The organism is Photorhabdus viridis (assembly GCF_040256935.1).
GTDB classification, from domain to species: Bacteria; Pseudomonadota; Gammaproteobacteria; order Enterobacterales; family Enterobacteriaceae; genus Photorhabdus; species Photorhabdus viridis.
Map to the genome: position 1 here is coordinate 23563 of NZ_JBEJZY010000049.1, position 11094 is coordinate 34656.

An 11094-nucleotide genomic window follows, 5' to 3' on the forward strand; every position below is an offset into this window, starting at 1 on the left:
TGAATGGTATGGGTAATTAAATAATTGTTTAGAAATACAATCATATAAATCAATCGCTTTTAGGTTGGTTATATACAGTTTCGATAAAGAAATTTATCTTTTTAAAGTTAAGTGCCACGATTAATGTGAGTGACAATGTTTTCTTAACGGCTGAATATGTTTTAAAATCAATTAGCAATCTTTGACTTTACTATTTTTAATCTATATTTATTGTAAGAATTTGAGGCTATCTTTAAAAAATCGATTAAAATTGTATGTTGTATAGTTTCTTTTTTCCCAGATATAGAGAGAATAAAGCGTTTTACCGATTATTTAAATTGATTATCTTTTTTAGGCTGATCAGTAGTATCTGTAAATTCCGCTTAATAATGTGGAGATATATATGATCGATTTTCATAGCTTTAACATTCATTTATCTCAAATCATGAATTGGCATTTCTCACCTGAAACGGGATCGCCATTTTGGCTCGAAAAACATAAAACATTAGATTTTGATCCATTAAAAGATGTGCGTACTTTCTCTGATTTAATGCTATTTCCTGATATTGCTGATGAACTTCGGGATATTCCAGTTGAAAGTTTGGTGCCACGCGGTTTGAAAGATGCTGTGATTGCGGGTGTGTTTGAAAGTGGGGGGACGACGGGACGCCCTAAGCGAGTTGTTGTATTTGAAGAATGGTTAGAGCAGCTTGTTGCTTGGCGTGTGGGTGATATCGTTAATAAAGGCGCGGTAAAGAATACGCTCGCGCTGATCCCTTCTGGGCCTCATGTTATTGGGGCAATAAGCCGTCTTCGGGCACGCTCTAGTGGCGGGTATTTTTTCACTGTAGATTTAGACCCTCGTTGGGTTAAGAAGATAATCCAACAAGGGGATCTTAACGGACTGGATGCTTATTGTGATCATATTATCGACCAGGCTGAAGATATTATTAACACGCAAAATATCAGTTATCTAGTTGTCACGCCGCCGATTTTAGAGCGGATAGTGAGAAGATCGGCACTGGTGAATCATTTGAATAAAACGTTGGATTTGATTGTCTGGGGTGGTACTCATATGGATCCGGATACCTTGGTGTTTTTGCAATCCTCAGTTTTTCCTGATGTTAAGATAACAGCCAGTTATGGCAGTACAATGATACTCGGTGAATCTAAAGCAAGAGATAGCCAGGATTTTGAAGGTACACCTATCTTTGACAGTTTTGCTCCTAATGTCCTTTTTGACGTTATTGATACGCTGGCACAAAAACCGGTTCCTTTTGGAGAACGTGGCCGGGTTGTCATGAACTACATCAACAGGTTTGCTTTATTTCCAAATATTCTGGAGCGTGATACGGCTGTGAGAATTCCAAGGATAGATAATTACCCAGGAGCTTCAGTTGCCTTGGTACGTCCTGTTGAGGAGATTTCTGGTCAGACAGTAGTGGAAGGGGTTTATTAATGCTAACGAATAGTGTAAAGCCTGACGAAAAAGCAGTAACGGTGAGAACGGTGAATAAGTTGCAACAGGTAGAGGCTTTCGCTTTGGGTCATTCCTATGTTACACATCGGCGTGCGGTTATTACTGATATTTCAAATGAAGTTGTTGGAGAAACTGCGGTAGTGCCTCCTGTTTATATCTGTGATGTTGTGCGGAAAATGAGAATAGCGCCACGGTTGAGGTTAGATGAGATTCATGCAGCGATAAATGAAGCCGCAAAAATTTATTTCAGTGAGAATGTCGCTGGTCTTTCTCCGGCAGAGTATGTACAACTGACGCACCGTGTCACTGGATTGCCTGCGGGCATTATCGAAAATTTACTGTCTGAAACGGCACAGGTGTTGATGATGATGCCTGAGATAATCACAGCATCTGTGCCACATGGCGCTGTTTGGGGTGTGGATGATAACCGGGTTGCCGAGGGATGTGCTTTATTCAGCCGGCGAGCAGATGTACTGGCTGTTCTTACGGGAGGCAATGGACCTGGAGCACATGCTTTATGGCCGCAAGCCCTCGCTTTTGGTTATCGAATCTTAATTAAGCCTTCTGTTCGTGAACCATTCACAGCTCAACGATTAGTTTCTTCACTGGCGCAGGCTGGACTCGAAAACTACGTGGCGCTTATACCAACAGATCATAAAGGGGCTGACGAAATCGTTTCTGTGGCAGATCTGTCTATTATTTATGGCGGACAAGATATCGTTGATAAATATCATTTGAATCCTAGAATTCTAATACAAGGACCGGGACGTTCGAAGATTGTGGTTGGTTCAGATGTAAATATTGATGAAGCGGTTTCACTCGTTGCACGATCGGTCACTTCTCTTGGTGGCGCCGCATGTGTTTCTGCCAGTGCGGTATTAGTCGAAGGGGATCCTGCTGATTTTGGTAAGCGTTTATCTGAAGCATTTAATCAGATGGATGCCGAAGCGGTATTTCCATTATGCACTCCTTATATCACGACTTTATTACAGACGTCGCTTTACCCTGAAAAGAGAGATCATGAAAATACCCGGTTGTCTGGTGATCAACCCTCATCGGGATATATCCTGAGACCTTTTATTACTATTGTCGATCATCCAACAGACCCGCTGATTCAACGTGAGCTTCCGTTTCCATGTGTTACCGTCGCCCCTTATGTGAATCCAGATAGTTTACAAATGCTATCAGATTCGTTGGTTGTTACTGTATTTTCGAGGAAACGTGAAATTCTGGATCCTATTCTCAGTGATACAACCATCAGCAATGTCTATGCAGGAAATATACCGACAACCTGGATGGCGCCACTTGTGCCTCATGATGGATATTTGTCAGAATTTTTGATGCATAGCCGAGGGATTCGTATTCAGAAAAATTGGCTGAATCCAAATGATAAAGGAGAATAAACGAGATAAATTTATACACAAATCATTAAACTGAAAGTTTAAATCACTTTATGCGGACCGAAATATTCATAGTGAATATATCGCTTATCAATTCCCATATCTAATCGTTATTTTGCTACATATTGCATAAAAGCAACCGGGTCGCAGAAATAGAAATGCATTCCTGCCGTTTTAAGCGTGTCATTATCCGATTGTCTATATTGAGTTCTTTGATTAAAAAATAGCATTATTGCTTCTTTTGTGATCGTTTTGTCTGGGGTATATTGCGGGCTGACAACTCAATTATAGGTAATAATTGCTTATGGCTAATGATTTTGATGTGGAACGAACCGGACTGGTTTTTACTCTCATAGCCGGTAATCTTCCTGTGAAAACTTTTGCGGTGGTTGGATTTATACTGAATGAAGCCTTGTCAACGCTATTCAGTTTGCAAGCCACATTAACCTGCGCCAATCCAGACATTGATTTTGCGGATGTTCTGGATAAATATGCGACATTGACCGTTTATCGTGACGGACAACCGGAGCGTTATATCACTGGGATTGTGACGCATTTTGAGCAGGAAGCAACGGGCCGTTATCGTAGTCGCTACCATTTGACGCTTCATCCTTCCTTGTGGCGTGCTGGGCTACGGGTCAACTCCCGTATTTTTCAGAATAAATCCGTCACCGATATTATTGACAGGCTGTTGAAAGAAAATGGTGTTCGTCATTTCTCTTGCCTATTGCGTTATGAACATCCAGCACGGGAGTTCTGCGTGCAGTACGATGAAAGTGATTTGGCTTTTTTACAGCGTCTGTTAGCTGATGAAGGGATCTTTTATTACTTTTACTTTAATCAGAGTGAGAACGAGCCGACAATTATTTTTGTCGATTCTTATACCAATAATGGCGATCTTTCACTGCCCTATAACCCAGAACTTGATGCCACAGGCAGCCAGTGTTGCATCAACCAGTTCCGTTGGGGAGAAAAGGTGGGTATTGCGGAAGTTTCGGTAAAAGACTACACATTTAAAAATCCCCGGTGTGTTGCTGATTTTCAATTCCATGAGAACCACAGGTACATCGGTAATCAGCGGTCGGATTTACGTAGTTACTATCACTATGATTTTCCAGGGCGTTATAAAGATGAAATCGGACAGCGGATAAGTCAGTACCGGTTGGAAGCGCTGCGCAATGATGTCTTGTCCGGCAGTGGGCAAAGTGACTGCTTTGCTCTCTTGCCCGCCGTGTGGTTTAAGCTTACCGATCATCCGAAGGAGAAATTTAATACAACATGGCAAATCCTCAAAATTACCCATCAGGGCCTACAGCCTCAAGCAGATCAATCACATTCAGGTCACATGGGCACGGTTTTAACAAACTATTTTGACTTCGGTGATCCTAATCGGGTATGGCGCCCCTCACCTTACCCCAAGCCACGTATTGACGGATTGCAAATTGCCACAGTGGTTGGCCCGGAAGGGGAAGAAATCTTTTGTGATGAATATGGGCGGGTGCGGGTACAGTTTGCCTGGGATCGGTATGGCAAGCTGAATGATCAGAGTTCTTGCTGGATAAGAGTGAGCCAGGCCTGGGCTGGACACACTTGGGGAATGATTGCCATCCCGCGTGTTGGTCAGGAAGTCTTGGTCGATTTTCTGCATGGTGATCCTGACCAGCCGATTATTACTGGCCGAACCTACAATGCGTGCAATATTCCACCGAACCGTTTACCGATGGCAAAAACGCAGATGTCAATCCGATCAAAAACCCATAAAGGGGAAGGATTCAATGAACTGCGTTTTGACGATGATAAAGGCGGTGAGGAAATCTATATTCATGCTCAGAAAAACATGAAGACTGAGATCTTAAATGATGAAATGGTCAATGTTGAACATAACCGGACTCATCATGTTAAACACGACGCCCACTTACGTGTTGATAGTGAATATCGTGTTCTAGCGAAACAGGACATTTCCATTTCAACCGGGCAAAAACTCCATATCAAAGCTGATGATGCGTTGTTGGTACAGAGTGGAAATGAAATTCATCTCAGTTCTGGGGCAAAGATAGTCATTGATGTCGGAAGTGAGCTGACCTTACAGGCAGCAGGGCATTTTATTAAAATTGATGCCAGTGGTATCAGCAGTAGTGCCGGGATTAGTTTTGCCAGTGGAGCACCAGGTACAGGTTCGGGTTGGGGAGGGAAACAGCCGGATATGCTGGATAAACTGAAACAGGTCAGTGCTGAAATGCCAATTACCGTTGCTAAAGAACCACTCAAAGAAATTTGCCTCAGCTGTTTGATGAAAGCAGAACTTGAAGAAGCAATAACCGTTATCCGGGGGTAGTCATGACATCTGAATTAAGCGAAAAACTGACTAATTATCAGAAAGAACATCCCGACGTTCGGCTTTATGCGCTGGTGAATGGTTTGCAATATGAGCGCTGTTTTGGTGAGGAAATTAACTATATTGCGGGTATCAACAACCCATTATTCCGGCACTATCCAGATTCAAAAATTGCGTTTGCAGGCCCGTGGCTGTTTGATATGGAATACGCTCATCAGTGGCAAGATAAATTATCAACACTTGAAGAAACGTCTCCGGCAGTATCATGGCTGTTAACCTCTCTGTCATTAGATAAACTGACCCGCCATCTTGTGCCATATTTAAATATTCAGCTGTCGGCAAAACAGACGGCACTGTTACGTTTTTATGACCCCCGTATTTTGCATCGCATTCGTGACATTTTTAGCCATGAGCAACTGTCTGCATTTATGCAGGGTATTAACGTATGGGTTTATCAACACAATGCTACTTACTATTCGGTGTCAGGAGACCCATTATGATTGAATTGACCCAGACACAACTTGATATCATTACCAAACTGGAAAAGCAGACCGTTATTGATCGTATACAGGCCGAACTTCTAGCCAAACATGCTGAATTAATACCTTCCCCGTCTTCGTTGAACAAACGGCTAATGGCGGCTTATGACTATTTACTGACATTAAACTTTCAGGATAAATACTTGATTCAATCCTATTTATTTCTGGTCGCGTTTAATCCTGATTTTCAGCATGCCTTGCCAATCAAATCTGCCTTGGAATCCCCTGATCAGAAATCTGAGCAACAGTTTAAAGATATTCTTTGTATTGCAAAAAATAAGATCAACAGGAGACGTTGATATGCCCATACCATTACTGGTCCCTGTCGCAGTGGGTGCGGCTGAATATGTTGCCAGCGCCTGTGCCGGGGTATTAATTGCTGTCGGCATCATGGAAGCTAGTAAAGAAAAACCCGTTGAAGACGATGAACACATTCACCGTAAGAAAATGGATTTTGTGATAAGCCCTGAAATCACGGATGAAGACAGAAATATCGTCTGGAGTGCCGAAGCGCATGCGGATTTTTGGGAGGATGATGATTTAGGGGAAGGATCAGTTGATACCAGTACGGTTCAGGCGAAGGCCCAGTCTAAGGCGGAAGAGTGTGAAAAAACGGAGAGTAAAAAAGAGTGCAAGGCTTGTCTGGCTATTCCGGTGACGAGTGAAAAATATCGCAAGGTGAGCCGCTGGAGCGCCATCACAATTAACTATCAGCGATTTATTGCCCAAACGAAATATGATCCCAGCATACAGATGATCCAGGAATTTCAGTGCCTGAAAGTGACCTTTGATGGCTGGCGACCAGCGTATTGCTTATTTCTGGAGGCCAAAGCGCGGTATGACCAGTTTTTTAGGAGTGAAGATGAACCCAAAAGTTGGTGGAAAGGTGTTAAATCAGCCCAAAATCAGGCTATCAGGCACCAGAAGGTTTGCGATGTACTAGATAGTACTCCCCATGTGGAATGGCACTTTTTGCAACCTATCAGTTATGGGTATTTTAAAGTACTATTTAACAAATACAAAAATATCAGTGTTCACTATACCCCTTGCAGCAGTTTAGTTTAATTCGAGGTAAACATGGAGATAGTTCGTATAAAAATTAATGTATATTATGAGCAGAGAGAAACCATTACTGCCTATACAGCCTTGATGGACTTGTTTCATATCACACGTCAAATCGATGTATTTTTTAACCAAGAAAAAGCGTGGTACTTAACTGGCTATTCCCGAAAGGAAGCTCTAAAACATATTGTGTTTGATGGGCAGGGACCAACTGAGGTTGCCATAAAAAGTTTCGAAAAAGATTATAAGAGAAATTTTCCTGCTCTTATTAATGGTATATGGGATGGTGAAAAGGATGAATTATCCAGTGGCATTAGTTATAGCAAAATGTTAACTATTCGCCCTAATTGGGTTTGGTTGGAAATGAATTTAAGGATTGATAGCCATCAGCTTGAAGTCTCTCGGTTAATTGACTTTGTCAAATATTTAGCGACTAGCCGTGACCTTCCTTATATTCAAGTCGAAAATAATGGTTATACCGTAAAAGGCAAACAGGTTTTCCCTGATCGCCTCAGTGTTGGCTGGATGCTTTACCAGCCTTGCATTATTGATAAATCCTATCTTCCTATGGCGGAGGAGGTATTTCCTGTTCATCAAAATAATGAACAGATAGGTACTCTGATTGTCACCAAAAAAGGTATTTTTGATGGAGGAAATCAGGACGATATTGATAAATCCAATGATGTAGAAATACAGTTGGTGAATCTGGGATTATTGCCATTAATTACTGAAGTTTGATGGGGATGATGTTATTTTCCAATTGAAAATTGTGGAGAACATTAATGTCAAAAGCAGTTATTCTGCTGGGGGATACGACAGATCATTGTGGTAAGGTGATTACCGCTATTGATGATTATACTTACAATGGTATTCCTATAGCAGGTAAAGAAAATTTGGTGGAGTGCCCTCAATGCAAAGGGGTTTTTCCTATTGTTCAGGGGGCTGACTCTTTAAGATATAAAGGAAAATTGATTGCGCTTGAAGGAATGCAAACCGCTTGTGGGGCAAAATTAATTACCAGTCAGCGTAAGTTTACTCTTGCCAGTTAATGTGAATTTAATTTGGAGCATTTGAATTCCTGGTCAGGAGCTGAAACAACAGTTTAAAGATATTCTTTGTATTGCAAAAAATAAGATAAACAGGAGACGTTGATATGCCCATACCGTTACTGGTCCCTGTCGCAGTGGGTGCGGCTGAATATGTTGCCAGCGCCTGTGCCGGGGTATTAATTGCTGTCGGCATCATGGAAGCTAGTAAAGAAAAACCCGTTGAAGACGATGAACACATTCACCGTAAGAAAATGGATTTTGTGATAAGCCCTGAAATCACGGATGAAGACAGAAATATCGTCTGGAGTGCCGAAACGCATGCGGATTTTTGGGAGGATGATGATTTAGGGGAAGGATCAGTTGATACCAGTGCGGTTCAGGCGAAGGCCCAGTCTAAGGCGGAAGAGTGTGAAAAAACGGAGAGTACAAAAGAGTGCAAGGCTTGCCTGGCTATTCCGGTGACGAGTGAAAAATATCGCAAGGTGAGCCGCTGGAGCGCCATCACGATTAACTATCAGCGATTTATTGCCCAAACGAAATATGATCCGACTATACAGATGATCCAGGAATTTCAGTGCCTGAAAGTGACCTTTGATGGCTGGCGACCCGCGTATTGCTTATTTCTGGAGGCCAAAGCGCGGTATGACCAGTTTTTTATTAGTGAGGATGAGCCTAAAGGTTGGTGGAAAGGTGTTTTCTCAGCCGAAAAGCAAGCAGAAAGGCATCAAAAAGTCTGTGATGTACTGGAGGAGACTCCCCGTGTGGAATGGCATTTTTTACAGCCGATTAGTTATGGGTATTTTAAGATACTGTTTAGCGATCATAAAAATATTAGCGTTCATTATACTCCCTATCACTTCTAACAAATTTAGTTTAATCTGAGGTAAATATGACAATAGTTCGTGTAAAAATTAATGTACGTCATCAACAACAGGAAATTATTACCGTCCGTACTGCGTTGATGGATTTGTTTCATATTACACGGCAAATCGATATCTTTTTCGGGCAGAAAAAAAACTGGTATTTAACTGGTTACTCCCGAAAGGAGGCCCTGAAGAATATTGTGTTTGATGAATTGGGGCCAACCGAGGTTGCTATAAAAGACTTTGAAAAAGAATATAAGAAAGATTTTCCTTCATTGATCACTGGCATATGGGATGGCGAAAAGGATGAATTATCCTGTGGTATTAGTTATAAAAAAATGTCAAGTGTTCGTCCCAACTGGGTTTGGTTAATATTAAACCTAAGAATCGAGAGTACCCGGCTTGATACATCCCGATTAATCGACTTTGTCAAATATTTAGCGACTAGCCGTGACCTCCCTTATATTCAAGTCGAAAATAATGGCTATACCGTAAAAGGCAAACAAGTTTTCCCTGACCGTCTCAGTGTTGGCTGGATGCTTTACCAGCCCCGCATTATTGATAAATCCTATCTGCCTATGGCGGAAGATGTGCTTCCCGTGCAGCAGAATAATGAACAGGTAGGTACTCTGATTGTCACCAAAAAAGGCATTTTTGATGGAGGAAATCAGGACGATATTGATAAATCCAATGATGTTGAAATTCAGTTGGTGAACTTAGGATTATTACCATTAATTACCGAAGTGTGATGGGGGTGATGTTATTTACCAATCGAAAAATGGAGGAGAACGTTAATGGTAAAAGCAGTTATTCTGCTGGGGGATACGACAGATCATGGCGGTAAGGTGATTACCGCTATTGATGACTATACTCACAAGGGTATTCCTGTAGCAGGTAAAGAGGATTTGGTGGAGTGCCCTCAATGCAAAGGGGTTTTTCCTATTGTTCAGGGGGCTGACTCTTTAAAATATAAAGGAAAATTGATTGCGCTTGAAGGAATGCAAACAGCCTGTGGGGCAAAATTAATTGCCAGTCAGCATAAGTTTACTCTTGCCAGTTAATGTGAATTTAATTCGGAGCATTTGAATTCCCGGTCAGGAGCTGAAACAGCAGTTTAAAGATATTCTTTGTATTGCAAAAAATAAGATCAACAGGAGACGTTGATATGCCCATACCATTACTGGTCCCTGTCGCAGTGGGTGCGGCTGAATATGTTGCCAGCGCCTGTGCCGGGGTATTAATTGCTGTCGGCATCATGGAAGCTAGTAAAGAAAAACCCGTTGAAGACGATGAACACATTCACCGTAAGAAAATGGATTTTGTCATAAGTCCTGAAATCACGGATGAAGACAGAAATATCGTCTGGAGTGCCGAAGCGCATGCGGATTTTTGGGAGGATGATGATTTAGGGGAAGGATCAGTTGATACCAGTGCGGTTCAGGCGAAGGCCCAGTCTAAGGCGGAAGAGTGTGAAAAAACGGAGAGTAAAAAAGAGTGCAAGGCTTGCCTGGCTATTCCGGTGACGAGTGAAAAATATCGCAAGGTGAGCCGCTGGAGCGCCATCACAATTAACTATCAGCGATTTATTGCCCAAACGAAATATGATCCCAGCATACAGATGATCCAGGAATTTCAGTGCCTGAAAGTGACCTTTGATGGCTGGCGGCCAGCGTATTGCTTATTTCTGGAGGCTAAAGCGCGGTATGACCAGTTTTTTGATAGTGATGGTAGACCCAAAAATTGGTGGAAGGGGATGAAATCAGGAAGGAAACAAGGTGCTCGGCAACAAGCTGTATGTGACGTATTAGATAATACGCCCCATGTGGAATGGCATTTTCTACAACCAATCAGTTATGCTTATTTTAAGACACTATTTATTGAGCATAAAAATATCAGTGTTCACTATACACCCTGCTCAGATTTGATGGTAACAGTTTAACTCGAGGTGAATATGGAGATAATTCGTATAGAAATCAATGTACGTTATGAGCAGCAGGAGACTATTACTGCCAATACTGCGTTAATGGATTTATTTTGTATCACACGACAAGTTGATATATTTTTTGGGCGAAAAAAAACATGGTATTTAACTGGCTACTCACGAAAGGGAGCACTAACACACATTGTGTTTGATGAACAAGGGCCAACAGAAAATACGGTGAACTATTTTGAAAAATCTTATAAAAAAGATTTTCCATTACTTATTGAAGATATGTGGGATGGCGAAGAGGACAACCTATCTAGCGGTATTAGCTATAGTAAACAGTCAATAAAACGCCCTAATTGGGTCAGATTAGAACTGAACCTAAAAATTGACAGCAGTCAACTTGATATTTCACGGTTAATTGAATTTGTCAAATACCTAGTGACCAGCCGTGATCTCCCTT

Annotated in this window: 12 protein-coding genes and 2 pseudogenes; 13 read left to right on the top strand and 1 reads right to left on the bottom strand. The window is 41.7% G+C overall.

Annotation, left to right across the window (positions count from 1 at the left end):
- The first annotated feature begins 382 nt into the window (after positions 1-382).
- Positions 383-1438 carry a phenazine antibiotic biosynthesis protein gene (locus ABR397_RS18490; protein WP_350307019.1) on the top strand — a complete coding sequence of 352 codons (1056 nt, stop codon included), beginning with the start codon at positions 383-385 and terminating at the stop codon, positions 1436-1438.
- Positions 1438-2862, top strand: coding sequence for an aldehyde dehydrogenase family protein (locus ABR397_RS18495; protein ID WP_350307020.1), 1425 nt, complete (start codon positions 1438-1440; stop codon positions 2860-2862). Before ABR397_RS18490 ends, ABR397_RS18495 begins: the two co-directional genes overlap by 1 nt.
- Positions 2863-2900: 38 nt before the next feature.
- Here ABR397_RS18495 and ABR397_RS18500 read toward each other — a convergent pair.
- Positions 2901-3026: pseudogene (locus ABR397_RS18500) on the bottom strand (NO-inducible flavohemoprotein); the annotation flags it as partial.
- Positions 3027-3163: 137 nt separating this feature from the next.
- Here ABR397_RS18500 and ABR397_RS18505 point away from each other — a divergent pair.
- The 11 genes and pseudogenes from ABR397_RS18505 to ABR397_RS18555 form a co-directional block, all read left to right on the top strand.
- On the top strand, positions 3164-5194 hold the full coding sequence (locus tag ABR397_RS18505; RefSeq protein ID WP_350307021.1) for a type VI secretion system Vgr family protein: 2031 nt from the start codon (positions 3164-3166) through the stop codon (positions 5192-5194).
- Between the two features lie 2 nt (positions 5195-5196).
- Complete coding sequence (locus ABR397_RS18510; RefSeq protein ID WP_350307022.1) at positions 5197-5694, top strand: DUF4123 domain-containing protein; 498 nt, start codon at positions 5197-5199, stop codon at positions 5692-5694.
- The gene (locus ABR397_RS18515; RefSeq protein ID WP_350307023.1) at positions 5691-6032 is read left to right on the top strand and encodes a hypothetical protein; all 342 of its coding nucleotides are present in this window, start codon (positions 5691-5693) and stop codon (positions 6030-6032) included. The genes ABR397_RS18510 and ABR397_RS18515 overlap by 4 nt, the downstream gene beginning before the upstream one ends.
- 1 nt (position 6033) lies before the next feature.
- Positions 6034-6798 (top strand): restriction endonuclease fold toxin 5 domain-containing protein, encoded by a 765-nt coding sequence (locus ABR397_RS18520; protein WP_350307024.1) that lies wholly within the window; start codon positions 6034-6036, stop codon positions 6796-6798.
- A 12-nt stretch (positions 6799-6810) separates the two neighbouring features.
- Entirely contained in the window at positions 6811-7533 is a 723-nt protein-coding gene (locus ABR397_RS18525) for a hypothetical protein (RefSeq protein WP_350307025.1), read from the top strand.
- Positions 7534-7577: 44 nt separating this feature from the next.
- Positions 7578-7844: a PAAR domain-containing protein gene (locus ABR397_RS18530; protein WP_350307026.1), complete on the top strand. Its 267-nt coding sequence runs from the start codon at positions 7578-7580 to the stop codon at positions 7842-7844.
- Positions 7845-7948: 104 nt separating this feature from the next.
- Positions 7949-8707 carry a Tox-REase-5 domain-containing protein gene (locus ABR397_RS18535; RefSeq protein ID WP_350307027.1) on the top strand — a complete coding sequence of 253 codons (759 nt, stop codon included), beginning with the start codon at positions 7949-7951 and terminating at the stop codon, positions 8705-8707.
- A gap of 26 nt (positions 8708-8733) precedes the next feature.
- Positions 8734-9456, top strand: coding sequence for a hypothetical protein (locus ABR397_RS18540; protein WP_350307028.1), 723 nt, complete (start codon positions 8734-8736; stop codon positions 9454-9456).
- A gap of 45 nt (positions 9457-9501) precedes the next feature.
- Entirely contained in the window at positions 9502-9768 is a 267-nt protein-coding gene (locus ABR397_RS18545) for a PAAR domain-containing protein (RefSeq protein ID WP_350307029.1), read from the top strand.
- A gap of 104 nt (positions 9769-9872) precedes the next feature.
- The gene (locus tag ABR397_RS18550) at positions 9873-10646 is read left to right on the top strand and encodes a Tox-REase-5 domain-containing protein (protein ID WP_350307030.1); all 774 of its coding nucleotides are present in this window, start codon (positions 9873-9875) and stop codon (positions 10644-10646) included.
- Between the two features lie 12 nt (positions 10647-10658).
- Positions 10659-11094: pseudogene (locus ABR397_RS18555) on the top strand (hypothetical protein); the annotation flags it as partial.

Coding starts and splice junctions, on each gene's coding strand:
- ABR397_RS18550 (WP_350307030.1), top strand. CDS start 9,873: ATGCCCATACCATTACTGGTCCCTGTCGCAGTGGGTGCGGCTGAATAT.
- ABR397_RS18525 (WP_350307025.1), top strand. CDS start 6,811: ATGGAGATAGTTCGTATAAAAATTAATGTATATTATGAGCAGAGAGAA.
- ABR397_RS18545 (WP_350307029.1), top strand. CDS start 9,502: ATGGTAAAAGCAGTTATTCTGCTGGGGGATACGACAGATCATGGCGGT.
- ABR397_RS18495 (WP_350307020.1), top strand. CDS start 1,438: ATGCTAACGAATAGTGTAAAGCCTGACGAAAAAGCAGTAACGGTGAGA.
- ABR397_RS18520 (WP_350307024.1), top strand. CDS start 6,034: ATGCCCATACCATTACTGGTCCCTGTCGCAGTGGGTGCGGCTGAATAT.
- ABR397_RS18510 (WP_350307022.1), top strand. CDS start 5,197: ATGACATCTGAATTAAGCGAAAAACTGACTAATTATCAGAAAGAACAT.
- ABR397_RS18490 (WP_350307019.1), top strand. CDS start 383: ATGATCGATTTTCATAGCTTTAACATTCATTTATCTCAAATCATGAAT.
- ABR397_RS18535 (WP_350307027.1), top strand. CDS start 7,949: ATGCCCATACCGTTACTGGTCCCTGTCGCAGTGGGTGCGGCTGAATAT.
- ABR397_RS18540 (WP_350307028.1), top strand. CDS start 8,734: ATGACAATAGTTCGTGTAAAAATTAATGTACGTCATCAACAACAGGAA.
- ABR397_RS18515 (WP_350307023.1), top strand. CDS start 5,691: ATGATTGAATTGACCCAGACACAACTTGATATCATTACCAAACTGGAA.
- ABR397_RS18530 (WP_350307026.1), top strand. CDS start 7,578: ATGTCAAAAGCAGTTATTCTGCTGGGGGATACGACAGATCATTGTGGT.
- ABR397_RS18505 (WP_350307021.1), top strand. CDS start 3,164: ATGGCTAATGATTTTGATGTGGAACGAACCGGACTGGTTTTTACTCTC.